Annotated in this window: 22 protein-coding genes and 1 other annotated feature; of the genes, 19 read left to right on the top strand and 3 right to left on the bottom strand. The window is 34.4% G+C overall.

What is annotated here, in order from left to right; all coding sequences use genetic code 11:
- The first annotated feature begins 14 nt into the window (after window positions 1-14).
- On the top strand, window positions 15-3,185 hold the full coding sequence (locus MT489_RS03370; protein ID WP_244680082.1) for an ATP-binding cassette domain-containing protein: 3,171 nt from the start codon (window positions 15-17) through the stop codon (window positions 3,183-3,185).
- A gap of 121 nt (window positions 3,186-3,306) precedes the next feature.
- Here MT489_RS03370 and MT489_RS03365 read toward each other — a convergent pair whose 3' ends face one another.
- A complete protein-coding gene (locus tag MT489_RS03365) occupies window positions 3,307-4,698 on the bottom strand; it encodes an MATE family efflux transporter (RefSeq protein WP_244680081.1) in 1,392 nt (463 codons plus the stop codon).
- A gap of 259 nt (window positions 4,699-4,957) precedes the next feature.
- Between MT489_RS03365 and MT489_RS03360 the strand changes: the two genes are divergently transcribed.
- Both MT489_RS03360 and MT489_RS03355 read left to right on the top strand, forming a co-directional pair.
- The gene (locus MT489_RS03360; protein WP_244680080.1) at window positions 4,958-5,953 is read left to right on the top strand and encodes a phosphotransferase enzyme family protein; all 996 of its coding nucleotides are present in this window, start codon (window positions 4,958-4,960) and stop codon (window positions 5,951-5,953) included.
- Window positions 5,954-6,263: 310 nt separating this feature from the next.
- Complete coding sequence (locus MT489_RS03355; RefSeq protein WP_244680079.1) at window positions 6,264-6,773, top strand: hypothetical protein; 510 nt, start codon at window positions 6,264-6,266, stop codon at window positions 6,771-6,773.
- Between the two features lie 84 nt (window positions 6,774-6,857).
- Here the strand turns inward: MT489_RS03355 and MT489_RS03350 are convergent, their stop codons facing one another.
- Both MT489_RS03350 and MT489_RS03345 read right to left on the bottom strand, forming a co-directional pair.
- Entirely contained in the window at window positions 6,858-7,238 is a 381-nt protein-coding gene (locus tag MT489_RS03350; RefSeq protein WP_244680078.1) for a VOC family protein, read from the bottom strand.
- A 307-nt stretch (window positions 7,239-7,545) separates the two neighbouring features.
- Window positions 7,546-8,931 carry an amidase gene (locus MT489_RS03345; RefSeq protein WP_244680077.1) on the bottom strand — a complete coding sequence of 462 codons (1,386 nt, stop codon included), beginning with the start codon at window positions 8,929-8,931 and terminating at the stop codon, window positions 7,546-7,548.
- A 144-nt stretch (window positions 8,932-9,075) separates the two neighbouring features.
- On the opposite strand from MT489_RS03345, the gene MT489_RS03340 reads away from it, so the two are divergent.
- From MT489_RS03340 to MT489_RS03265, 16 genes are all read left to right on the top strand, one after another.
- The gene (locus MT489_RS03340) at window positions 9,076-9,687 is read left to right on the top strand and encodes a DedA family protein (protein WP_244680076.1); all 612 of its coding nucleotides are present in this window, start codon (window positions 9,076-9,078) and stop codon (window positions 9,685-9,687) included.
- Between the two features lie 8 nt (window positions 9,688-9,695).
- A complete protein-coding gene (locus MT489_RS03335) occupies window positions 9,696-9,986 on the top strand; it encodes a DUF6509 family protein (protein ID WP_244680075.1) in 291 nt (96 codons plus the stop codon).
- 35 nt (window positions 9,987-10,021) lie between these two features.
- Window positions 10,022-10,235 (top strand) — a binding site (T-box leader).
- A gap of 58 nt (window positions 10,236-10,293) precedes the next feature.
- Window positions 10,294-11,394 carry a glutamate 5-kinase gene (gene proB / locus MT489_RS03330; protein WP_244680074.1) on the top strand — a complete coding sequence of 367 codons (1,101 nt, stop codon included), beginning with the start codon at window positions 10,294-10,296 and terminating at the stop codon, window positions 11,392-11,394.
- An 18-nt stretch (window positions 11,395-11,412) separates the two neighbouring features.
- Window positions 11,413-12,660: a glutamate-5-semialdehyde dehydrogenase gene (locus tag MT489_RS03325; RefSeq protein WP_244680073.1), complete on the top strand. Its 1,248-nt coding sequence runs from the start codon at window positions 11,413-11,415 to the stop codon at window positions 12,658-12,660.
- Window positions 12,661-12,691: 31 nt separating this feature from the next.
- Window positions 12,692-13,765: a branched-chain amino acid aminotransferase gene (locus MT489_RS03320; RefSeq protein WP_244680072.1), complete on the top strand. Its 1,074-nt coding sequence runs from the start codon at window positions 12,692-12,694 to the stop codon at window positions 13,763-13,765.
- A gap of 121 nt (window positions 13,766-13,886) precedes the next feature.
- On the top strand, window positions 13,887-15,068 hold the full coding sequence (locus MT489_RS03315; RefSeq protein WP_244680071.1) for a dicarboxylate/amino acid:cation symporter: 1,182 nt from the start codon (window positions 13,887-13,889) through the stop codon (window positions 15,066-15,068).
- Window positions 15,065-15,766 carry a cysteate racemase gene (cuyB, locus tag MT489_RS03310; protein WP_244680070.1) on the top strand — a complete coding sequence of 234 codons (702 nt, stop codon included), beginning with the start codon at window positions 15,065-15,067 and terminating at the stop codon, window positions 15,764-15,766. Before MT489_RS03315 ends, cuyB begins: the two co-directional genes overlap by 4 nt.
- A 46-nt stretch (window positions 15,767-15,812) precedes the next feature.
- Entirely contained in the window at window positions 15,813-16,349 is a 537-nt protein-coding gene (locus MT489_RS03305) for a DUF1572 domain-containing protein (RefSeq protein WP_244680069.1), read from the top strand.
- Window positions 16,350-16,476: 127 nt separating this feature from the next.
- Window positions 16,477-17,490, top strand: a complete 1,014-nt coding sequence (locus tag MT489_RS03300) for an ROK family transcriptional regulator (protein WP_244680068.1) — start codon at window positions 16,477-16,479, stop codon at window positions 17,488-17,490.
- Window positions 17,491-17,527: 37 nt separating this feature from the next.
- Window positions 17,528-18,757: an MFS transporter gene (locus MT489_RS03295; RefSeq protein ID WP_244680067.1), complete on the top strand. Its 1,230-nt coding sequence runs from the start codon at window positions 17,528-17,530 to the stop codon at window positions 18,755-18,757.
- A gap of 208 nt (window positions 18,758-18,965) precedes the next feature.
- Window positions 18,966-19,829 carry a dimethylarginine dimethylaminohydrolase family protein gene (locus MT489_RS03290; protein WP_244680066.1) on the top strand — a complete coding sequence of 288 codons (864 nt, stop codon included), beginning with the start codon at window positions 18,966-18,968 and terminating at the stop codon, window positions 19,827-19,829.
- 240 nt (window positions 19,830-20,069) lie between these two features.
- Complete coding sequence (locus tag MT489_RS03285; protein ID WP_244680065.1) at window positions 20,070-21,452, top strand: sulfatase family protein; 1,383 nt, start codon at window positions 20,070-20,072, stop codon at window positions 21,450-21,452.
- Window positions 21,453-21,570: 118 nt separating this feature from the next.
- Complete coding sequence (locus tag MT489_RS03280) at window positions 21,571-23,514, top strand: ABC transporter substrate-binding protein (RefSeq protein WP_244680064.1); 1,944 nt, start codon at window positions 21,571-21,573, stop codon at window positions 23,512-23,514.
- A gap of 244 nt (window positions 23,515-23,758) precedes the next feature.
- Window positions 23,759-24,757, top strand: coding sequence for an ABC transporter permease (locus MT489_RS03275; RefSeq protein ID WP_244680063.1), 999 nt, complete (start codon window positions 23,759-23,761; stop codon window positions 24,755-24,757).
- Window positions 24,754-25,902 (top strand): ABC transporter permease, encoded by a 1,149-nt coding sequence (locus tag MT489_RS03270; protein ID WP_244680062.1) that lies wholly within the window; start codon window positions 24,754-24,756, stop codon window positions 25,900-25,902. The genes MT489_RS03275 and MT489_RS03270 overlap by 4 nt, the downstream gene beginning before the upstream one ends.
- A 15-nt stretch (window positions 25,903-25,917) precedes the next feature.
- The gene (locus MT489_RS03265) at window positions 25,918-26,964 is read left to right on the top strand and encodes an ABC transporter ATP-binding protein (RefSeq protein WP_307415007.1); all 1,047 of its coding nucleotides are present in this window, start codon (window positions 25,918-25,920) and stop codon (window positions 26,962-26,964) included.
- The last annotated feature ends 1 nt before the right edge of the window (window position 26,965 follow it).

The following is a 26,965-nucleotide window of genomic DNA, read 5'->3' as shown; positions in this document are numbered from 1 at the left end:
GGGGAGGATAGCTGATGAAAATCAATCAATTAATTGCCAATAATATTAACCGTTTAGATGCCGTCTTACCGGAAGATCAATCGTTAGGAATTGCTGGTTTATCGGGTTCTGGTAAAACTACGTTTTGTCAAACTATTGGTGAAGAATCCAAGAAGCGTCTTGTTTCCTTATTACCTAAGGCAGAATATCAGTATTTATTTTCTAATATAATGGAAACGAATTTTAGTGCCATTAAAATGGAAGACATGCCTTTAGTCCTTTTTCTTGGAAGATCTTCTATTTCTACCAATCCGCGTTCAACGATTGGCACACATACCGGCATTTTTAAAGAAATCCGTGTGTGTCTTGCTGAAAAATTTAATCTTTCTCCAGAAGTTTTTTCTTTTAATAATGAATTAGGCTGGTGTCCAACTTGTAAAGGTCGTGGCACAACCAAAAATGTAGAATGCAATAAATGTAATGGCAGACGGTATAATCCGGAAGTTGAACAAAAAAGAATAGAATTATGTAATCAACCACATAGTATTTCCGATATTAACGAGTTGAGCATTGAAACGATTCTTTCACTAGCAGAAGAGTTACAGATTAGCGAAGCAAAACAATTAATTCTTAAAAATATTATCAATATGAATATTGGTTACTTAACATTAAATCGCATTATGGGTACATTGTCAGGTGGAGAATTAACAAGGCTTTACTTGGCAGAATTCATGTCTTCTAGTGAAAATACCGTTATTATTATTGATGAAATCTCCGTGGGTCTTGACCACCAAACACTTTTGAACATTTTAGAACAAATTAATCAATTAGGCTATAAGAATCAAATCTGGCTTATTGATCATTCAGACACGGTGCTCGATACAACGGATGAGCAATTGTTTTTTGGACCTGGGAGTGGGAAATATGGCGGTAAGATTGTAGAAGTATCACCTCGTCCAAAACCAACGTATTGGGAACGTAATCAGGCAATGCCTACAGAATTCTATCAATTTCATGATCTTTACTGTCGTAATATTCAAATGGATGAAATTAGGATACCGAAAAATAGACTTGTCACTTTTACAGGCGAATCTGGATGTGGTAAATCAACACTAGTCAATGAATGTATAGCCAAAGATTTTGTGAAGCGATATCCAAAAGATAAACTTGTAATGGTTGGACAAGATCGAAACCAATCAATTACCAGTAGATCAACTGTTGCAACGTTTCTTGATATAAAAAGGAGACTTACCAAATTCAGTGACGAAATCGATGATATTTTTGAACGCTCAATAGAAGACATTATTGAGGATATTCCGAAAGAAGACATCGCTTATAAGCGCTTAAGCTTATTGATTAAACTAGGACTCGGATATTTGACCTTGGAAAGAAAGACACAAACCTTATCGACAGGTGAATTTCAATGTGTTCATTTAGTTTCTGAGCTGTTTTCGAACTCAAGAAACCCACATACTCTTTTTATTTTTGACGAGCCTTCTAAAGGTTTATCACAAAATATTTTAAATCAATTTATTGATAGTGTCAGGGCCATCCTGCAAGATGAAAATGTCAGCATTATAATGATTGAACATAACGATTATATGCTAGAAAGCTCTGATTTTATTGTTGATTTTGGTAAAAGACAGCTAGAACCTGTTCGACATCTGGATGTTATCACTCATAATGATTATTTTAGTCAAGATAAAAGTATACATAAAGTTGAATCTATGCATATTTCTTCAACACTAGATTCAAAAAATGGCGTTAAATACTTAAAAGAAAACCATATCGACTATTTTAAAAATGCAGAAAATGTCTATAAGGGTGGAATCTTGAAAAGCTTATCATCAATGGCTCGTTTAATTTACGGTGAATACGAATCCGATACGATTGCACCTGTCATCGCAATTGATTTTGAAAGGCATTTGTATAGTCAATATAGTTTTCTTTATGAGATAGGTGGTTTGATCAACCATATTGTGGCTTCTCATCCGACGAATAAAGATACAAGAAGCTTCGATTTCTATAATCAAGAAAATCATTGTCCAAGTTGTTCCGGTCGCAGGGTTATTGAAAAATTTGATATTGATGTTGTCATTCAAGACAAAAACGTACCATTCTGGGATGGATTATTACATCCAGATGTAATGGAAGTATTAAAATATTATCAATACTCGAAATTACAATTCCTCTTTGATGAGATTAAAAATGAGCTCGGTCAGGATATAAGTAAAAGTTATAATGAAATGACAGAAGCAGAAAAGCATACATTTTTATACGGGTATTGGGAACAGTCCTTTTATGATAAAGAAGGGAAAACACGGAGAACATGGGAAGGTTTTAATATAATAATTGGACGCTATATGTCTATTTCAAAATCAATGATTAAGGAGCATATGAAAGCTTCAAAAGAAATGATTACTTGTCCGATTTGTGAAGGATCAGTTCTTAACCACCATAAAAAACTAACATTTGGTGACACGGATATTCGTGAGGTTATTCATCAACCGATTGATCAGGTCATTAAAACAGTTGGAAAATTACCGGAACTAGAAAAACTAAAAGCCATTGTTGGAGGAGATATTGCACTTACGGAAGATGTCTCCTTACTTCCTAGGGAAACACAAGTATCGCTGAAAATGCTTGAACTAAAACTAGCAAGCTTTGTAGGTTATGAAATGGTTTTACAAAATGTTTTTCCATTCTGGGACAGAATCAAAGAGAATATAGAGGCAATAAGCAGCAAAAATCGGATCACAATTTGTGATTTTTCCAATATTGATGAAACGAGAGAAACTATTATTGAAAAGTATTTCACCAAAGGAAAATACAAAAAAATAACGTATGTCTACGAAGCGTTTGGTTACAAAAAAATTGTCACTGAAATTAATAAGATTAAAAAAAGTAATCCATGTCCATTTTGTAAAGGTAAAAAAGTTATATCAGAAGATAATCTGTACGAAGGTGTGTTTAAATTAACAATTCCATGTGTTAGTTGCTATGCAAGTGGCATTGATGATGAAGGGCGGAAGGAAAAAGTCGATGGCATAGATGTCCAAACATGGCTAACAGGTACAGTAAAGGATGTTGTTGATGAAAGCTCGAACATTGAGGCTGTTGCAGATATCCCAATTTTCAATCGTATTCGTGAGTTGAATAAACGAGATATGATGGCGGTGTATCATTGTCTTGAACAAAATAATTAATTAGAAATACTTGATATCTAAATCGAGAAAATGATATACGAGTACAAAATTAAATACAGGTCCAATGTTTAGACTCATTTAAACATTGGACCTGCAGTTTTTATAGAATTTATATTTATAATCAGTTTGCTTTTAACACTTTTTCCTCCATTTCATCCGCTGCCGAATCAAATGTTCTAATCCACTTAAATCGATTTACCTTCACAATTGCCACAAAACATTTCAAGATTTGATCCGACTTCAAGCAAATAAATGTGATTAATGGTGAAAGCTCAAATACAAATGCACAAAGGGCAGATGCTGGCAGCACAATCATCCACATGAAAATTGTGTCATTGATTAAAACAAATTTCGTATCTCCGCCGCTTCGAACAATTCCTGTTAAAGCTGGCATCTGGTAAGCTGTTCCACATACTGTGATAGATAACACAGTCATAAATTGCAATGCTAAACTTCTTGCTTCAGTAGAAATAGTATAAAAATCGAGAACAAAGTCCTTAGTGAAAAATAAAATGATACCCGTGCAGAATCCAATTATAAGGTACAGAATTTGCAAGGTTTTGGCGTACGATTTAATTTTATTAACGTTACCCTCACCTATGGTTTTACCTATTAATACAGTTGTAGCACTAGCTGAAGCAAATACAGCAACAGCTACAATTCCGAATATTGTTGTCGCAATGCTATTTGCTGCAATTGCAGCAGCACCCATATGTCCGAGAATAGCAGTTTGTACAGCCATAGCTAAACCCCAAATAAAGTTAGACATAATAATAGGTGATCCAAGATTAATATATTGTTTGAATAAATCGAGCTCAAATTGTAAGAAATCTCTTAGTTTCAAGTAAATTTTTTGATCAAAGCGCTTAACAAAAATGATAATAATAATTAATTCAATGATTCTTGAAGTTAGCGTTGCAATAGCTGCACCTTGCACACCTAAACTTGGAAAGCCAAAATGGCCGTAAATCAGAATGTAATTTAAGCAAACATTGATGATAAGAGTAGAAGTGGATAAAATAAAACCGATTTTTACAGTTTCTACACTTCTTAGAATAGCAACTAGAATACTTGTGATTGAAAAGAAAATATAAGAGAAACAAATAATCTTTAAGTAATTCGTTCCTTCAGCAATAACGTTGACATCATTCGTAAACAATGAAAGAACAGCTTCAGGGAAGAAGAAGATAATTGCCCACATGACCAATCCTACTAGAATGGATATTCTCATCCCAATACTTGATATTTTTTTGATAGATCCAATGTTTTTCGCTCCCCAGTATCTTGCAGACATGATGACCATACCTTCACCAACACCCATAACAAGCATTTGCAGGACAAATTGAATTTGATTTGCTAGGGCAACTCCTGAGAGAGCGGATTCACTATATCCTCCAATCATAAGATTGTCAGATAGGTTAATTCCAAAAGTAATAACATTTTGTAATCCGATGATAACTGTTAGGGTAAAAAAAGTTTTGTAAAATGATTTTTCTCGTACAAATAAGCTCATTGTTGGAACCCTTCTTTATTTTTGTATTTGTATATGTAAATTGGAGCCGAAACTAAAAACATACTTCACTGTTTTAAGAGAGAAAAGGTCCAATTTTATTTTAAGGATAGAATTTAGTATTTTCATACAATATTGAAATTTTATCAGATTCTAACTAGAATACAATACATAAAATGGAATTATGAACCTCTTCATAAAAAGGAATTTACTTTATTTTTATAGAAGTTATTAATTCTAAATATTAGACGGGAGTTAAAAAATGATATCTATACCTGTTTCATTAGTTAATATGATACTTCAGGATTATGAAATACACGCTCCTCAAGTCTCTTTGATCAGGCACAATGAAAATTTGACATATAAAGTTATTGATCCAACTATTAATCAATCCTATTTATTACGGATTCACTATCCTTTTACAAAAAATATCGAAGGAATACAACATGCGAAAGAAGGGATACTTTGCGAATTAGCATTACTTCAAAAGATGGCAGATGAAACTGATTTAGTTTTACAGACTCCCGTGAGAACCAGCTCTGGTCAGCTTATTTCCAAATTATTTTTAAATGGGTACCAACCAATCTATTGTTCGTTGTTAAACTGGATTGAAGGTAGAAATTTACAAAATGAAGATTTTTCCGATTGTGAGCTAGTAGCTCAGTTAGGGGAACAGTTAGCTCGTATGCATAAATATTTTAAAACCTTAAAGAATATAGAAATACTTAATTCACGCCCACATTATTCCAGAAACTATAATGAGATTATGCTTGAAAAAATTTTTAAAGGTTTGGAAAAAGGGTTATTCGAACTATATGAATATGATATTATCGTACAAACAATCGACTTAATTCATTCTCGTTTGTTTGGTAGTAAAGAAAACGTTAATGATTGGGGAATTATTCACGGAGATTTAAATATGGGGAATATTCTTGTGACGGATAAAAGGGAAATAGCTTTTATTGATTTCGGGTTATTTGGCTTCGGTCATTATCTTTTAGATGTTGCTATGGGTGCATTGAATTCAACTTCTGAAACAAGGGATATTTTCTTAAATTCTTATTTTGGAAACACCACTTATTCGAAAGATATATTACTAATTGTTGAAGGTTTTATGCTGATTTCGATTATATTTTATTATGCAAATCATATGGAGAATGTTGAAGTCCATCAGTGGATTAAAGAACGAATGCCGTTGTTTTGTAAATTACACTGTAAACCCTTTTTAAATGGGGAAAGTATCCTGTACAATTTTTAACTTTATATGAGTGATATGTGAGCTTTTCACTTGTCTTTTATATTATTACAGCCTTTTTAAAACCTTTTTCTCAACTAAATCATATATTATTTCACCAATCAATTCATTCATTCATTCGACTATTCCTAAAAAGTTAGCTAATGCTAGAAAACGGGGAATACATGAATAAAGACAATGTAGAATGTGTTACGATTGTTTTTTTGAATAATTTATAACATATGATTCATTGGGATAAACAAAAAACATTCCTAGAAAAATTCATGACTGGATGAATAACAAAAGAAAAACAACATACTTTTGGAGGACATAAATGTACGATCCGACAGTTTTTGAGAATTTAAAAGTTGCAATAGAAAATCAGGTGTATGATCTTGATAACATTGACGGAATTATTTCGATTGTAAACAGGGTAGATCAAATGGATTTTGCAGTCCTAGCTAGAAATTTTTCCATTCAATTTATTTTAGTGGATTGTCCTGATGTAATAGCTGAAGTTGCTTTGAAGGCTTCTTTAAAGGATTTAGCTGAGGAAATACTAGAATTGCCGAGCGCTAATCCGGGCTGTTCGATTACGTTAAAATTTTATAAACGAATAGATAATGTTTCCAAAGAATGCGAAATAATTAATCAAGCATTGAATTCAATTTGGGAAAACGAAATCGAGATAAAACAAACATTAAGTTTTGAATATCAACAAGAAGATGCTGGTTACTTAAACACCATCGAGGCTAAATTCAAGCATAAAATAGATGAGGAAAATATGAATGAAATTGAGGATTTTCTTAATCATGTTTTAGAAACGATAGAGGTATTATCTTAAAAAAATTACGAATAGCGATAATCTGTCACATGTTCAAAAAAATGCAGAGAACAAAATCTCTGCATTTTTTTATAAAGAAAATTGTTAATTTCTCTCCATCACGGCAAAATAGTTTTCTTCACGGTCAGCAAAGTTAAATACTCTTCCGGATGGCATATTTACTACTTCTCCAACAGTAATATTATTTTCAGTAAAGTCTTGATATAACTTGTCTAGATCTTCAGTGAAAAACATTAATGAAGGAGTACCAAGGTTTAATTCAGGCTGCATTTTGGCAATTAAATCCTTGTTATGGAGTATGATACTCGTTTGTGCTTCTTTTGATGGGGCAATTTCAAACCATTTCATTCCTTGTCCAGTATCTGTCTCAGAAATGACAACGAATCCTACTTGTTCCGTCCAAAATTTTAATGATTCATCTTGATTATGTACATATAACATAATTTGACCGACTTGATTAATCATTTTCCGTTTCTCCTTTATGAAAAAAGTTTAATTAATTATATCATTGAAATTGAAATTATTTACAATTTTAATGACCTTATGCCGGATACTATCTTTTTTTAGTATTGCATTTGAAAAAAATAAAAACCCCACTAGATTCACAAATAAGATAGGCTGGGACATAACTAAAACAATAAAACTTAAAGACTAATAATGATCTAACTTAGCGGAGTATATTTCCGGAGCGGGCATATAGACTAATCAACCTATTTTTCAAATTTATTTTGTCGAAATTAGTTATGTCCCGCTCTCATTATTCGAAAACACTCTACTTACTTTCAATTGCTAAGTCAGCTAATCTATTTCTCTTTTCATAAAATGATCTCAAAAATGCTTGTTCATAAGCATAACCAACATGAATCAAAACTTTTTCCTTATGTTTTGCAGCAGCAAACTGTAATCCAACTGGAAGGCCATTTTCAGCTAATCCGCAAGGTATTGATAATGCGGGATGTCCTGTTAGATTAAATACAGCTGGAAGCCGAATCATAGTATTAAATACACTATCTTGAATGTCGTTGATCGTTACCATTTCCTCACCGATTTTTTGAGGAGTTATAGGAGTAGTTGGGGTTGCTATGACATCTACCTTTTCAAAAATTTGCTCGAATTCTACAGTCAATTGAGTTTTTCTCTTTAACGCTTTTATATAATCAATGGCTGGGATGGAATGGCTATTTTCTAGTGACATTTTTACATCTAAACCGAAGGAATCCAATGCAGATAATATTGACTCTTCGTGTACATATCCTGCTTCTGACAATCCAATTGCAAATGAAAGGGCAAGATCTTCAATTGTATATGGGATATCGATTTCGATTAGAATCGCCCCAAGGCTCTCTAAATCTTCTAATGCTTTCTTATAAAGTAGTGCTGTATTTTGATCAATTCCCTCATTAAAATAGTTTTTCGGAACACCAATTCTCAATCCGCGAATATCCTCTTTTAAATACTTAGTATAATTTTTACCAGTCATAGCATCCATCATAATAGCTAAATCATCCATATTTCTTGTTAAGGGTCCAATATGGTCAAGAGTCCACGAAATATGTTTTACACCTGAAGCATCCACTAAACCATGTGTCGGTTTTAATCCAACAACGCCACAAGAAGCCGCAGGAATACGTATTGAACCTGCTGTATCAGTTCCAATCGAAGCTACACTTAGTGAAGCTGCAACAGCTACACCTGACCCGCCACTTGATCCTCCAGGAGTATAGTCATTATTCCAAGGATTTTTAACAGAGCCGTAAAACGGATTGTTAGATGTAATCCCAAACGCAAATTCGTGCATATTTACTTTACCTAAGTTAATGGCTCCTTCTCTTTGAAGGGTATAAACTACACCGGCATCTTTATTTGGAATGTAATTTTCATCAATTTTTGAACCGCTTGTTGTTCGAATACCTTTTGTGTCGAGGTTATCTTTGTAAGAGAGGGGGATTCCTTCTAAAACTCCCAAAGCTTCATTTGCTAAATATTTTTTCTCAGCTATCTCAGCTTGTTGAAGTGCTACATTTTCTGTTACAGTTATGTATGCATTTAAATCTTGTAAGTGGTGAATTCTGTCCAAATATAATCTAGTTATTTCTACAGGTGATAATTGCTTTTTCCTAAATCCTTCTATCAGCGAACGAATCGACAAATTTTCCATACAATCGAACCTCCACAAAGTAATATACTACTAGCTTATCATATAAAGAGATTTATCTGTCCTTATATACTTTTTAGCAATCTAGTAATAAAATTACTCTATGTTTTGTATGATAAAGTAATGATTATTTTGGGAGTGTACAAGATGGAAACATGGATAATAGAGATATTGGAAAAGTTCGGTTACATCGGAATTTTAATTTTAATCGCAATTGAAAATATATTTCCACCCATCCCTTCTGAAGTAATCTTATTATTTGGTGGTTTTATGACAATTAAAACTGAACTCACTGTTATGGGCGTTGTATGGTTTGCAACATTGGGTTCAGTTGTCGGAGCGGTCGTCTTATATGGAATTGGTCATCTTATTAATGTTGATAGACTGGAAAAAATAGTAGGTAAATACGGCCATTATTTAAGATTAACGAAAGACGATCTGAATAAAGCGGATGCTTGGTTCGCTAAATACGGAGTATGGACAGTATTCTTTTGTCGTTTTATCCCATTGATTCGAAGTCTTATATCAATTCCAGCTGGAATGGCTAATATGAATTTTGGACTTTTTCTATTATTAACGGCTGTTGGAACTTTTATTTGGAACATTGTTTTGGTTAATTTGGGCGCTGCAGTAGGAGAATCTTGGGAAGATATTGTTAAGATAATGGATGTTTATTCAAATATCATATATATTGTTTTAGTAGTATTAGTCATTATACTAGCCATACTATTTATGAAAAAAAGATTGTCAAGGAAGTAGGTCTTTAAATGGAAATTACAGGATATACAGTAGAGCAACTGCAAGATCCAACAGGGATTCTTGAAGGAGATCGATATGAATTTTACCTTAATATTGATGTTCCTGAAGATGATGAACTTTTTTCGGAAAATGGAATCCAATTACGCGTCATTTTTTCTGTTATAGGTGATAAAAAGCGAGTAGCACATTATGAATTTATTGAACAAGTTACAAATCAAGTATTGGACTTTGCATTGGATGAAGAAGAGGAAAAAATGGTAGAGGATTATTGTTTTCAACAACTTGATTCAACTACTTGACTTTTCTTAATTTCATCGTCATAATATTATAAAATCAATGAACGTTGACGAAGGACTAGTACGTAAGTCTTGATGTGAAAGAGAGCGAAATTTATGAGCTGAAAGATTTCGCCACGATCAATTTACGGAACCTGCCTTTGGAGTCTTATGAAAAACATAAGCGTAAACCTCACGTTATGAGGCAAAGAGAGATGTATTTTACATCTAATTATGGTGGTACCGCGGAAGCAATGCTCTTTCGTCCTTAAATGAAGGGATGAAGAGCTTTTTTTATTTCCATTTATTGTAAAAACAAGGGGATAGGAAGATGAGAAAGCAACGGATTGTTGTAAAAATTGGGAGTAGTTCTTTGACAAATGATAGAGGCGAGATTGATCAAGAGAAGTTAAATGATCATGTTCAAGCAGTTGCTAAATTAAGACAAGCAAGACATGAAGTCATTTTAGTTTCTTCTGGAGCAGTTGCGGCTGGGTTTGCTCGACTTGGTTATCCTTCAAGACCAGTTACAATTAAAGGTAGGCAAGCTGCTGCTGCAGTGGGACAGAGCGTGTTGATTCAGTCTTATATTGAAAAATTTAGCGAGTATCGAATTATCCCCGCTCAAATTCTCTTAACAAGAAATGACTTTTCCAATCGTGAAAGATATAGAAATGCATTTGCTACGATCATGGAACTACTTGAACGCGGAATTTTGCCAATAATTAATGAAAATGACACTGTTTCTGTTGAGGAATTAACTTTTGGAGATAATGATATGCTTTCAGCCTTAGTCAGTGGTTTTATTCATGCAGATCAGCTAATTATTTTAACGGATATTAATGGATTATATGATTCTAATCCACGCCAAAATCCGTTAGCAAAGAAATTAGATGTTTTGAATGAAATTACTGAGGAAATGCTCGAAGGTACGAATGAAGTAGGATCTAAAGTTGGTACTGGTGGAATGAGATCTAAATTACTCGCAGCAAAAAAAGCTACTTCTCTTGGAGTGCCTGTTTTTATTGGGAAAGGACAAGGTCCTGATAAATTGCAGGAAATCCTTCACGGTAATGGAGATGGAACATACATTTCCAGTGCGGATTTTCCCCCAATTAATACGAGCAGACAATGGATCGCCTTTCATTCAGAGTCAACTGGGAAAATATATGTCGACCAAGGAGCAGAAGAAGCGATTCTTTATAATGGCAAAAGCTTATTGCCCGCTGGAGTATTTAAAATCCATGGTACTTTTCAAAAAGGTGATGTCGTTGAAGTTTATGGAATGAATGGTTTAATTGGTAAAGGGGAAGTAAGCTATTCATCAAACGAATTAATGATGGAAATAAAAAGAAGAAATGAAGAAAAAAGAACAGAAGCTCTTGCACCATCTGTTGAAGTCATTCATCGAAATCGATGGGTACAAGTTTAACATTTTGGAGGGGTAAAAATGAGTGAGGTAAAGAAAAAAGGTAGCGCGGCTAAGATAGCGAGTTATTCACTCGTATCGCTTACCGAAGACGAGAAAAATGCTGCATTAGCGTTAATTGCAAACCAGTTGCTTGAAGACAAAGCGATCATTCTTTCTGAAAATGAAAAAGATTTAACTGAAGGTAAAAACAATGGATTGACAGATGCCGTTCTCGATCGAATTATGTTGAATGAGAAACGCATTGATGATATGGCACATGCCATACATCAACTAATTGAATTAAAGGATCCAATCGGAGAAACACTTGAAACAATCAATAAAGACAATGGTTTACAAATTCGAAAAAAACGTGTACCAATTGGTGTAATTGGGATGATTTATGAGGCTAGGCCAAATGTAACGATTGATGCTGCAACACTTGCCCTTAAAACTGGAAACTCAGTGATATTAAGAGGAAGTTCTTCAGCAAAATTCTCCAATATGGCACTAATAAAATCAATTCATGCTGCCCTTGAAAAAAGCTCTGTGCCGGTTGATTCTATTCAACTTATCGAAGATACAAGTCGTGAAACTGCAAAAGAACTTTTTCAGTTAAATGATTATTTAGATGTTTTAATTCCAAGAGGCGGAAAAAATTTAATTGATACTGTAATTCGCGAATCGACAGTCCCTGTTATTGAGACTGGTGCTGGAAACTGTCATATTTTTATTGATGAAACCGCAAAAGAGCAAATGACTCAAGAAATTGTATTAAATGCCAAACTACAACGTCCGTCTGTATGCAATGCGGTAGAATCAATTCTTATCCATGAAAAGTGGTTTGCTCAGTTTGGTGAAAAACTATTATCAGAGCTACAAGAAAACAATGTAGAGATTCATGGTGACGAAAAGGTTGTAAAAGTACTTCAGTCTGCAATTATTGCTAATGAAGAAGATTGGGAGACTGAATACCTTGGCTTAGCTGTAAGTATAAAAGTGGTAAATTCTTTGGAAGAAGCGATCGATCATATTAATAAATTCGGTACTCAGCATTCTGAAGCGATTATTACAGAAGATGAAAAAAATGCAGCCATCTTTTTAAATAGAGTTGATGCAGCTGCTGTTTATCATAATGCTTCAACTCGATTTACGGATGGATTCGAATTTGGATATGGTGCGGAGATCGGAATTAGTACACAAAAACTACATGCAAGAGGGCCAATGGGATTACAAGCACTAACTTCTAGTAAATTTTTTATTTATGGGAATGGCCAAGTGCGTATATAATAGAGTGAACGACTTAAAGGAGATGGCACTTTTGAAAGATTATCAAATTGATGTGCAGCTTAGCACAAACAAAAAAGAAAAGCCTGCATTTAACCAACTATCCTTTGGTACTGTGTTTACAGACCATATGTTTGTAATGGATTATACGAAAGGAAAAGGTTGGCACGATGCAAGAATTGTTCCATATCAGCCAATTACTTTGGATCCTGCTTCGATTATTTTTCATTATGGTCAAACTGTTTTTGAAGGACTTAAAGCTTACGTCACGAAAGAAAATGAAGTTGTATTATTTAGACCAGACGAAAATATGAAAAGATTGAATCGCTCCAATGAAAGACTATGCATACCTGAAATTGACGAAGAATTTGCTTTATTTGCATTAAAAAAACTAATTTCTATTGATAAGGATTGGGTTCCGAATGTAGAAGGTACTTCACTCTACGTCCGTCCATTTATTTTTGCAGATGAACCTTACTTAGGCGTAGCTCCTTCAAATACGTATAAATTTATGATTATCCTATCACCTGTAGGTGCTTATTATAAGGAAGGAATTAATCCTGTTAAAATTGCAGTAGAAAGTGATTTTGTCCGCGCTGTTAAAGGTGGAACAGGAAATGCGAAAACCGCAGGAAATTACGCTGCATCCTTAAAAGCGCAAGAAGAAGCAGAAGCGGATGGTTATTCACAAGTTTTATGGCTTGATGGAAAAGAGCATAAGTATATAGAAGAAGTGGGAAGTATGAATGTTTTCTTTAAAATAAATGGAGAAGTTGTAACTCCTGAATTAAATGGAAGTATCCTAGAGGGTATTACTAGAAAATCCGTTTTAGAACTTTTAAACTATTGGGAAATTCCAGTAGCCGAAAGGAAAATATCCATTGATGAAATTTTCCAAGCTTACCATGCAGGAGAATTGGAAGAAGCTTTCGGTACAGGAACAGCAGCAGTCATTTCACCAATCGGCGAGTTATCTTGGCATGGAGAAAAAATCATTATTAATAATGGAAAAACAGGCGAGTTATCAAAAAAAATATATGATTCATTAACTGGAATCCAAACAGGAGCAGTAGAAGATCCATTTGGGTGGAGAGTGAATGTGGAGTAAAAGAGATATTTCCATAGTTGCCATAGCAAGTGGGAAATGCCACTAGCTATGGTTTCTTTTTATTAAGAGTTTTTCTAATATTCATTTTACATAATAAATTCAACAAGAGAGGTTAGAGTTTATGAAATTATCATTATCTACAAAAACATTAATAGGAATGGTGCTTGGCGCCATAATTGGTTTTATAGTAGGACCGAAGATTGAAGCTATCGGTTTTATAGGAACTATTTTTTTGAGAGCCTTACAAATGGCAGTAGTGCCACTTATCTTTTTTAGTGTTGTAACAGCAATTATTAGTATGGGAGATGTCAAAAGGCTTGGAGTGATTGGAAGTAAATTGATTGTTCTATTTATGTCCACTACTTTAATTGCTGCAGCAATCGGAATCTTGGTAGGAAATGTGATTAAACCCGGTAAAGGACTAGTATTAGGTGACTTACCAGAAGTAGACAAGGTTGATCATGCTCCAACATTTAGTAGTGTCATAACAGAAATGTTTCCGACAAATATTATTCAATCGATGTCAGAAGGAAATATTCTACAAGTCATCGTGTTTGCACTATTTTCGGGTGTAGCCATTTTATTGTTAAAGGAACATGATCGAAATAAAATCCAAATTATGTTCCAAACGTTAAACAACTATATTATGAAAGTATTAAATATCGTTTTATTGCTTTCTCCATACGGTGTATTTGCATTGATGGCTGTTACTGCTGGTAAATATGGAACATCTGTCATTGGACCTTTAACAAAGTTCATTGGCTCGATTTATGTAGGTTTATTCTTGCAATTATTATTAGTTTATTTTATTCTTTATTTCCTTTTTACAAAGAAAAATCCGTTTCAATTTTTCAAAAAAATCAGTCCAGTTTGGATAACAAGCTTTACTACATGTAGTACAAAAGCAACGATGCCGGTATCCATTAAAACATCAGAAGAAGAGCTAAAATTACCAAAAGATGTTGTTGGATTAACGATTCCTTTAGGTGCTTCAATGAATATGGATGGAAATGCTCTATGGTTTGGAGTTGTAGCCATTTTTGTTACTCAATTAACGGGTTTAGAAATGTCAATTAGTGAACAAGTTATAGCCGTTTTACTTGGTGTTCTGATGACATTAGGAAGTCCAGGCATTCCTGGTGGAATCTTTGTAGCGACAACTATTTTCTTAACTTCTTTAAACTTGCCAATCGAAGTCATCGGTCTTTTAGCAGGCATTTTTAGAATAATGGATATGGGAATTACAACTATAAATGTTGTTGGATCTGTAGTTGTAGCCGCAATTGTGGGTAATAAAAAATGAGTGCACACAGAGAGAAGATTGTAGGCTTACTAGGTGGAATGGGACCTGAAGCTACCATCGACATTTATCAAAAAATTACTGAATACACATTTGCTGAAAAAGATGAGGATCATTTAAGAATCATCATTGATAGTAATCCTAAAATGCCAAGTAGGCAGGATGCTATTTTACTAGGAACTGAAAATCCTGGCCCTGCTATGGCGCAAACAGCTCGAAACTTAGAAAGGGCTGGAGCAGATGTTATTATCATTTGTGCGAATACAGCACATTATTATTATGATTATGTTAATGATGCTGTGGGGATTAAGGTTTTACACATTATAGAGGAAACAGTGAATAATTTAATTGAATCCAATATTAATAAAGTTGGGGTACTTGCGACTATGGGAGCGATGAAGACGGGAATTTTCCAAAAGAGCCTAGATAAACAAAACTTAAACATTGTCTTGCTTCCTGATGATTTACAAAAAAATGTGCATGAAGCCATCTTTTCCTTTAAGTATCATGGGAAAAATACTGAAAACGTAAAGAAAATAAAAGATGCAGCAGACTCCTTGGTTAAGAGTGGAGCTGAAGCAGTTATTATGGGCTGTACTGAAATTCCAATTATTTTATCCGAAGTTAAAACAGAGGTTCCCTTAATTGATCCAAATGAAATAATTGCAAAACAAGTTGTGAAAATAGCAAAATATAAATAGACTCCTTGGAATATATTATAGGAACTATATATTTAGGAGGAATCCAATGAATATTGGAACTGAGTATTTAAAAATCGTTATTGAAAGATTTAAAAGTGTCAAAGCTCTCGGAGATAAAACTATCGAACAATTATCAGAAGAAGAGATTCATTGGAGAATGAATGATTATTCAAATAGTATTGCTATTATTGCAAAACATTTAAGCGGAAACATGATTTCAAGATGGACTGATTTTCTACATTCGGACGGTGAAAAGCCTGATAGGAATCGAGAAATAGAATTCGCTGATGATACAATTTCCAAAAAAGAAATGATCTTAAATTTGGAAAAAGGCTGGAGTGTCCTTTTCAAAACCTTAGAAAGTTTGAATGAAACAGATTTATTGAAAGATATATATATCCGTGGCGAAAAACATTTAGTTATTGATGCGATTGAAAGACAGTTAGCCCATTATTCCTATCATATTGGGCAGATTGTTTATATTGGTAAACAACTTAAAGGTGATAATTGGGAAAGCTTGAGTATCCCGAAAGGAAAATCAGAATCATATTTACAAGAAATGTTGAAAAAACATAAGCCTTAATAATACTTTACTTAAAAACGTTCAGAATGAGCGTTTTTTTGTTGTTTACTAAAAAAGGCTATGCTATATTATGAACAATACTTATTAAAGAAGTTTAATAAGTTCGCAGGATAATGAGGTGTTTTTATTGAACGATCATTTCACTACACCAAAGACAATGAAATCGGTTATTCATCGTAGAATTCGTGCAACTCTTTTAGAACAAGGCAGTTCAACAAAAGTTGAACTTAGCGATGCATTGGGTATTAGTTTCCCCACCATTAGTAAGTTTTTATCGAAGATGGAAAAGGAAGGAGAGATTATATCGGTAGGTCTCGATCAATCCAGCGGGGGAAGAAGAGCGAAAAGATATGCTTACAATCCTGAGCATATGTTAGGATTAGCAATATTTTTGGAAAGAACAGAGACAAATTTTTCAATTTTTAATTGCTTAGGTAAAGTTAAAGAACAGAGTAAAACAAATAGTGTAGATAATATAGATAAACTAACCAAACTAATAGAAGGTATATTTTTGAAGTATCCAAAGATTAGTTCTATTGCCATTGGAGTTCCAGGCTCTGTAGATAATGGGCGAGTATTTTTTATACCAGACTACGAATATTTCCAAGATGTTGACTTGAAAAAGTACTTTGAAGATTATTTTTCCATCCCGGTTGTAGTAGAAAACGATATGAATGCTGCAGTACTAGGATATTACAAATATAAAGCAATTAAGGAAGATCAATCAATGATCTATTTATCTTACGGACAAAATGGACCAGGGTCAGGGATTTTGATTAATGGAAAAGTAGTTAGAGGCAGTACTTTTTTCTCAGGGGAGGTTTCATTTGTCCCTTTATATGACAATCATAATTTCCTTCAAGAAATAGGGAATAAAAGTAAGTCATTTCATGAGGATAATCAAATTGATGCAGTTGCTAGATTAATTGCCTCTGTTACAGCTATCATTAACCCTCATACATTTATATTTTGTAATGACGAAGTGACCACATCTATTATAGAGAAAATTACATTATCAAGTTCAAAATATATTCCTCGAGAACATCTTCCAGAAATTAAAATGAGTGAATGGAAACAAGACTATCTGCACGGATTACAAAGTCTTGGTATTGATTTAATGATTTCTAATACAAGCATGTAGGAGAAGCACGACATAATAGTAAAAGGCGGTTTAATAAATGGCAACATTCTTTTTAATTATTATATATTTAGCATTTATTAGTTTAGGTTTACCGGACTCATTATTAGGAGTAGCTTGGCCAGCAATGCAACCTGAGTACGGGGCAAGGCTAGAAACAGCAGGGCTGCTTTTCATGACGATTGCTGGGAGCACAATTATTTCTAGTTTAGCTAGTGGTATTGTTATTCATAAATTTGGAACCGGAAAAGTTACATTTGTGAGTGTATTAATGACAGCGGCTGCTTTACTTGGTTTTACATATGCACCATCACTATTATGGTTAGTAATTTTTGCTATTCCACTTGGATTAGGTGCAGGTTCTGTAGATGCAGCATTAAACAATTATGTTGCTACTCATTACAAAGCTCATCATATGAGTTGGCTACATTGTTTCTGGGGAGTAGGTGCCACTCTTGGTCCTATCATTATGGCACAGTTTATTTCAGAACAAAATGCTTGGAGAAATGGCTATTTTGCGATTGCAGGAATTCAGTTTGCTCTAGTTATTATTCTTTTTTTTAGCTTGCCTTTATGGGATAAAGTCGCGAGTCGAAGTAATAATGTTGCAAATGAGGATAAAGATGCCGCAAACACTTCCGCTGATGAAAATGTTAGAAATATAAAACCTTTGAAAATTAGAGGAGTTAAGTTAGCTCTATTATCTTTTCTATTCTACTGTGGTGCGGAAGCAACTATGGGGCTTTGGGGAAGTAGTTTTTTGGTAAGTGTAAAAGATTTACCAGTAGAGGTTGCTGCAAGATGGGTTTCTTTATATTACGGTGGTATTACTGTTGGAAGATTGATAACAGGATTTATTACGTTAAAAGTAAGAAACAAAATGCTTATAAGAGGTGGGCAAATCATTGCGTTAATTGGTGCATTATTTCTTCTCTTGCCCTTAACCACTATATTCTCATTAGTAGGTTTTATTTTGGTTGGGCTAGGTCTTGCTCCTATTTTTCCAAGTATGTTACATGAAACACCAACTCGTTTTAGTAAAGAACATTCACAAACAATTATAGGTTATCAAATGGCTTTTGCTTACACAGGAAGTACTTTCTTACCACCCCTATTTGGTTTCATTGCATCTCATTCAACAATAAAACTGTTCCCGTTATTTATTGTTCTTTTTGTGGTATCAATGCTTTTAGTGTCAGAGAAATTAAATAAACATTTAAGAAAAAAGCATCTTTCATTACCTAGCATATCAAATTCATCGGCAAGCTAAGAATCAAACGAACAGAGTGTAATGTTCCACGAATGAATTATCGATTTTAAATTTAGCCAATCAAAAAAAAAGCAGGAGTTAGAAAAACTATCAATTTTTCTAACTCTTGCTTTTTTTGAAACCATATTTTGTTTAAATGTAATGTAGTGAGGGGAATAGGAGATACGTGTCTGGAAAACATAATATAAAATTATTAGGAGGATTTCAAATGGCATTAGCTTTTGAAAGACAATTGAAGGTTTTTTGTGATACAGAATATGAAACATTACATAAAGTAATTTTATGCCAGCCTAAGCATATGGAAATTAAAGAGGTTATAAATGAAACACAAAAACAATATAAAGAAGAAAATATCGATTCAGATCTTGCGACTACTCAACATAGGGAATTTATAAGGTCGCTTGAACAACAAGGTGTAGATGTAATTCTTATTCCTCCATCCAAAAAATATCCCGAACAAGTTTTTACTCGTGATATCGGTTTTACTATAGGGAACACATTATTTGTTGCAGAGATGGCCAGTGATATTAGATTAGGTGAGGAAGAGATATTAAAGAATATCTTAATGGGTAAAGGAATCCAGGTTCAAGACTTAACAACAGGCATAATCGAAGGCGGAGACGTAATTATAGACAAAAATACAGTATATATCGGGATTAGCAGTCGGACCAATAGCAAGGCTGTGGAACAACTGAAAAAACATTTAACAGATTACGAAATTGTGCCAATCCCATTTAAAGAAAAGTATCTCCATTTAGACTGTGTATTTAATATTCTATCCCCTGATGAAGCTTTATATTTTCCTGAAGCGTTGGAACAAAAAACGATTGAATTTTTAAAGACAAGGTTTCGTTTAATCGAAGTTTCGAAAGATGAACAATTTACACTAGGAACCAATGTATTATCAATAGGGAAGAAAAGGGTATTTAGCTTGCCAATTAATAAAGATGTAAATAGAAAGCTTAAAGAAAATGGATTTGAAGTAATTGAAGTAGATATATCAGAAATCATTAAATCAGGGGGTTCATTTCGTTGCTGTACATTACCTATATTAAGAGAAGAATATAAATAAAGTGAGAGGTATAAAGGGCATTGTCATTTTGACTTTGCCTTTTTTCATTTACTTTTATCTTTATTTTTCTCCGAAAAAACAATTATATATAAAGAAAATCGGAAGTATATCCAACATTTGGCCAAATGCGCTATGAAAATGTCCTTTTTGACCATGAATTAAGAAATTTTAGAAAGTACAATGATACTTAACTTAGTTCCATATAAAAACTATTTTGTATCAAGAGCATAGGGGGCTACAATGAAAATCATATTTATCTCATTAGATACATTAAGAGCAAATAGATTAGGGTGTTATGGATATCAACTCCCTACCAGTCCTTATATTGATGAAATTGCAAATCAAGGTGTACTGTTTGAAAGCGCTTTCGCATCCGATATTCCTACCGAAGTCGCCCACACTAGTATATTTACTGGAAAAGTCGGTTTATCTACTGGTGTTGTATCACACGGTTCATCGTTAACATATTTGCCTAAAGAAGTGGATTGGTTGCCGACTATATTGCGAAATGCTGGATACACGACAGCTGCAGTAGACAATTTATACAATTTAAAAGAATGGTTTGCAAGAGGATATCATTATTATATCAACACCGTTGGTAAAACAAGATGGATTGACGGAAAGACAATAAATAGTCTCGCCAAACCATGGATCAAAGAGCATAAAGACAAGGATTTCTTTTTATTTCTTCATTATTGGGATCCGCATACCCCGTATTTACCACCAAAAGATTATATCCCAGCATTTTACGATTCTAACAAAAATCAATATGATCCAAATAATAAAAGCATGGAACGTGCATTTAATCATCCTGCATACCCTTTTTTTAAATATCACCATTATGATTTACTTGGAAATATAACGGATTCAAACTATGTTAATGCATTATACGATGCGGAGATTAGATATTTAGACGATTTATTAAAAGAATTAGATGAGTATCTCAACGAGTTAGGCATAAAAGATGAAACAATGCTTGTCTTGTTTGGGGATCATGGAGAAAGCTTAACAGAACACGATATTTATTGGGATCACTGCGGTTTATACGATCAAACTGTCCATATCCCTTTAATTATAAGGTGGCCAAATGGCATTCCTGCAGGTAAAAGGATTCAGAACTTAGTGCAGCATGCTGATCTTATGCCGACTATACTTGAAGCTCTCAATTTAGAAATACCACCAGGATTAGATGGAAAAAGTCTATTACCACTAATTGATGGATCTAAGCAGGTTCATCATACCCAAGTTTTCTTAAGTGAATGCGCATGGCAAGCTGCCCGCGGTATTCGAACTGCGAAATACAAATATATCGAAACATATGATTCCGGACCATTTACGAGGCCTCCAGCGGAGCTTTACGACTTAATTGAAGATCCAAATGAAGAGATAAATCTGATTGAAAGTCTTCCTGATCAAGCATCAGCTTTTCAGCAACAATTAATAGATTGGGTAAATGAGAAGATACAATCTCAAGAAGATCCAATGAAGTATGTATTAAGAGAGCACGGTCTACCATTTAAGCGTAGGATTGAAAAAGTATTAAGTGAGTATGGATTAAATTGGGATGATTGGAAAGCAAATCCGAAAAGAGAAAGAATTGATTTAGCAACAAGGAAAGCATAAATAATCAAGGTTAAGAAGGGAAGTTATTGAAAAATAAAATGAGAGGGTGTTGTAAGTATAAATAACTAAATATTTAAAATGGTTAAATAGTTCAACAATAACAGTAGGGGGAAAATGTATGCGATCAACTATTAAACTAGGCTTTATGTTGCTTGTTATTTTTTCGTTGATAATCGTCGGCTGTTCACCAAAAAGCAATCAATCCTCCAATGAACCTCAAAAAGAAAACCCTGATGGAAATGGAAACAGCAAACCTGAAGTGGTAGATGTGTCTGAAATTACTGAGTTTCATCAATCGCCTATGCTTGATGGTATGGATTTGCCTGATGTAAAAGATAGGCTTCCTAAAGAACCGAAATTGCCTAATGAAATGCCACCGGAATTTCTACAATTTGAAATTGGAAAGTATGGAGGCACTTTAAATACAGTTGCTCAATCACCTACTTGGGACCCGGACTTTTTTGTAATGAGCAATGAACCTTTACTTAATACTCCTGGAATACTAGGTGAAGAAGTAACAGGAAATGTTTTAAAAGATTATGAAGTATCTGATGACGAAAAAGAGTTTACTTTCCATATGAGGGAAGGGCTAAGATGGTCTGATGGAGAGCCGGTTACGACAGAGGATGTAAGATTTGCAATAGAGGATTTCCAGCTTAATGAGGAATTGGTACCGATTTTACCTGCATGGCTTCACTCTGGAGGAAATGTAGAGGGAACACCTTTAAAGCTTGAGATAGTTGATGACTTTACTTTTAAAATTTCCTTTGACGAACCTAATGGTGGTTTTCCAATTAGCTTAGCTATCCAAAACTGGAGAGGTTATGCTGATCTTTTAAAACCAGCTCATTATCTTAAGCAGTTCCATAAGAAATATGCGGATGAAGCTGAGCTGAAGAAATTAATTGCCGAACATAAATTTGAGGAAGATCAAGATGTGAGTTGGGTGAATCTATTCAACTATATGGATATTACTGAGAGAGAAATGAGTCATCCAAACGCTGTAGGATTCCCAGTCTTATATCCGTGGAAACTTAAAGAAATGACAAAAACACATGGGATTTATGAAAGAAATCCATATTATTTTAAAGTCGATGCAGCAGGTAATCAGTTGCCATACATTGATATGGTGAAAAGTGCTATTGTTCAAGACATCGAAATGACAGGTTTAAAGATTATTGCAGGGGAAGTTGACTTTAACCGAGAAGCAACTGCATTGTCCAAAATGCCTGTTTATAGAGAAAACGCAGAAAAGGGCGGCTATGAAGCACTCCTTGCAAACATGCATGTAACTCCAACTGACATATTTTTAAATTTAACTTACGATAACGAAAATTGGAGGAAAGTAGTAAGAGATGTTCGCTTTAGACAGGCATTGAACTATGCCATTGATCGTGATGAAATTATAGACACACTTTACTATGGATTTGCCGATCCATCAACAATTACTGATAGCACACTTGACCTTGATAAGGCTAACGCATTATTGGACGAAATGGGAATGGAAAAAGGATCGGATGGATTCCGTAAAGGGCCGGATGGAAAAAGATTTACGATTCCAATTGAAGTTCAAGCTGCTGCACCAGATATTGTTCCTCTAGCTGAATTACTCACTGAGATGTGGAAGGAAATTGGCATCCATGTCACAGTAAAAACATTAGATTCAGCATTATTTGGCACAAGAAATGCTGCAAACGAGATTCAAGCAACCATAATATGGACACATACTCCTCTTTACTACATGCAAGATTGGGGACAAGGATTATGGGGTAACCTTTGGAATGCTTGGTGGAATTCAGGTGGTCAAAAAGGTGAGGAACCGCCAGAAGACGTAAAAGAATTTTATAGTTTGATGAATAAAATGAATGTAAGTCCGCCTGAAGAGGCAGTAAAAATAATGGAAACTTTGAAGGGAAAAATGAAGGAAAACATCTACTATTTCGTCCATATTGAGCATGTAAAACAGCCGTTAATAGTCAATTCCAAGCTAGGGAATATAACAGATAAAGGTACCGCAATCAGCATTAACTTTGCTGGGGAACAAATGTTTTTTAGAGAATAATAAAGAAAACAAAAAAACTTAGGTAGTAGGTTGTATTACTGCCTAAGTTTTTCCTTAAAGTGCGTGTTCAAAAAGGAGGATAAAAAGGACCCAGAATTTCGAGGCGGCGCAGTTTCGAGCAGCGGAATGTATGTTTTTATATACATGAGCAGCGGAGAAACAAGCCAACGAAGAAATTCGCAGTGTCATTTTACCGGACTTTTTGAACATCCTCTTAAAATTCGGAAATAAAGGAGATTCAAAGATGCTTACATACATTGGACAAAGGCTTTTACAATTAATACCATTGCTGATCGCCATCAGTATCATCTCCTTTGCGCTCATTCAATTACCACCAGGCGATTATTTAACTACTTATATTAATCAATTGGAATTATCCGGTACTGAAGTATCTGAAGGTACTGTTATTAGTTTAAAACGGCAGTATGGACTTGATAAACCGATATATATTCAATATTTTATTTGGATTAAAAACATAGTCTTACATGGTGATTTTGGACGTTCGTTTACTTGGAATGAACCAGTTGCAGATGTAATAGGGGAACGGCTCGGGTTAACCGTTATTATTTCAATCATGACTCTCATTTTCACATGGATTGTCGCCATTCCAATCGGTATATATTCGGCTGTTCGTCAATATTCCTTTTTGGACTATGTTTTTACGTTAATTGGTTTTATCGGACTTGCTTTGCCGAACTTTTTGATAGCGCTTGTTGTCATCTATACCGTGTTTGTAAATACGGGTGTAGCCATAACGGGATTATTTTCACCTGAATATGCTTCGGCACCATGGAGTATAGCTAAATTCATAGACATGCTACAAAGGATTTGGGTTCCTATTCTAATTATTGGAACGGCTGGAACAGCTGGATTAATTAGGGTCATGCGTGGAATGCTGTTGGACGAATTACAAAAACAATATGTGATCACTGCACGTGCTAAAGGATTAAAAGAAGGAAAATTATTATTCAAATATCCGGTGAGAATGGCCATTAACCCATTGATAAGTACAATTGGATGGACGTTACCAGCCATTATATCCGGTGAAGCAATTGTTTCTATAGTACTAAATTTACCAACAACTGGACCCATGTTGTTAGATGCATTAATGACACAAGATATGTATTTAGCTGGGAGTTTTATATTCATACTAAGCGTCTTGACTGTTATAGGAACGTTAATTTCTGATATTTTGCTAGCATGGATAGATCCTAGGATTAGGTTTGGGGGTGTACAGGAATGAAGCTAGTTTTTAATAAAAGGACTACACCTAACATAACAATTGACAATAAAAAAACAGAAGAAGATTATGAAGTTGCCTCCCAATGGAAGTTGATGTGGTGGAAATTTAAAAAGCATAAACTGGCTATTATTTCAGCACCTATACTTACGCTACTAATTATTATCGCGGCATTTTCTGAATTCTTAAGCCCACATTTGCCATTAGAGCGCTTTTCGGATTATAAATATGCTCCACCTCAAAAACTGCATTTCATCCACCCAGAAAAAGGTTTTAGCATTAGACCATTTGTATATGATTTAAAGCAAGAAATGGACGAGAAAACATTCAGGCGAACATTTACAGAGGATACGACTAAAACTCATCCAATTCATTTCTTTGTAAAAGGAAAGGAATATAAATTTTGGGGATTATTTAAAACAAAGACCCACATTATTGGATTAAAAGATCCTGATGCTCCTTTTTTTATTATGGGAACAGATTCATTAGGAAGGGATTTATTTACTAGAACACTTTACGGTTCACGAATATCTTTATCCTTTGCCTTTCTTGGTATCATTCTGACAGTAATTCTAGGAATTATTTTAGGGGGAATTTCAGGTTATTTCGGTGGCGTCACAGATACAGTGATTCAACGTCTAATCGATTTATTATTATGTATTCCAACTATTCCACTATGGATGGCGCTCGCAGCTGCTCTTCCTTCTGACTGGTCACCAGCCAAAATATATTTAGGCATGGTGATGATATTCTCGATAATTGGTTGGACCGGTTTAGCTCGTGTAGTACGAGGAAAAATTTTATCCCTTCGTGAAGAAGATTTTACAATGGCGGCAAGACTTGCAGGAGCAAGCAATATGAGGATTATAACAAAACATTTAATTCCTTCTTTTGCAAGTTACATTATCATCAGTGTCACAATTTCAATTCCAGCCACGATTCTAGGTGAAACATCTTTAAGTTTCCTTGGTTTAGGGCTTCAGCCACCAGTTGTAAGTTGGGGTGTTTTATTAGGAGAATCTCAAAAGTTAGAAAATCTAGCTCATCATCCATGGCTGCTCTGGCCCGCGGCATTTATTGTAGTGGCGGTTCTTGTATTCAATTTCCTTGGTGATGGCTTGCGAGATGCAGCAGATCCTTATAAATAAAGGAGGATGGGAAAAGTGGAGACAATTGAAGCAAAGGATCAAAATATTGATACGAATATAGAAAATAATGATGAGATTATTTTAGAAACAAAAGATTTAAAGGTACATTTTAAGCTGGATGAGGGATTGTTAGAAGCTGTTAACGGTGTAGATATAAGAATTAAGAAAAAGAAAACTCTAGGAATAGTCGGAGAAAGCGGTAGCGGAAAGAGCGTTACTGCAAAGGCCATTATGCAAATTGTTGAATCACCTGGACAAGTTGGAGGAGAAATAAAGTTTCGGCGCAGTGATAACACCGTTGTTGATATTGGGAAGCTTCATCCTAAAGGTGATGAAGTAAGGAACATCAGAGGCGGAGAAATATCAATGATTTTTCAGGAACCAATGAAAGCCTTTTCTCCCATACATACAATTGGAAATCAACTTATTGAAGGTATTATGCTGCATGTTACAAAAGATGAAAAGGAAGCTAGAAAAATAGCAATTGATACTCTGAGAAGTGTAGGAATGTCCAATCCGGAGCAGAGAATCGATCAATACCCTCACGAACTGTCGGGAGGAATGAGACAAAGAGCAATGATTGCTATGGCTCTTTGCTGTAATCCTTCCATTCTCATTGCAGATGAACCGACTACCGCATTAGATGTGACAGTTCAGGCCCAAGTCTTAGATTTAATCAATAATTTAAAAGATAAAGTGGGATCTGCCGTCATTTTTATTACACATGATTTGGGAGTTATTGCAGAGATGTCTGACGATGTTGCCGTTATGTATTTAGGTAAAGTGGTTGAATATACAGACGTTGATACTTTATTCTTTGGCGCAGTTCATCCATATACACAAGGATTATTAAGGTCAATCCCAACAATATCCTTAAAGAATCAAAGGCTGGAGTCTATAGAAGGAACAGTGCCGATTCCTATGAATCTTCCGAAAGGCTGCGGATTTTATTCTAGGTGTAAATTTGCAAAAGATGGAGTTTGCAACGTAGATGATATTCCACTAGTAAAAGTAAAGGAAAACCATTTTGTCAGATGCGTGCTGGCAGAAGAACAATTATAGG

The organism is Lederbergia wuyishanensis, assembly GCF_022900255.1.
In the GTDB taxonomy this organism is placed as follows: domain Bacteria; phylum Bacillota; class Bacilli; order Bacillales; family Bacillaceae_C; genus Lederbergia; species Lederbergia wuyishanensis.
Note: the sequence above shows the minus strand (reverse complement) of the source record. Positions and strands in the feature narration are given on the sequence as shown.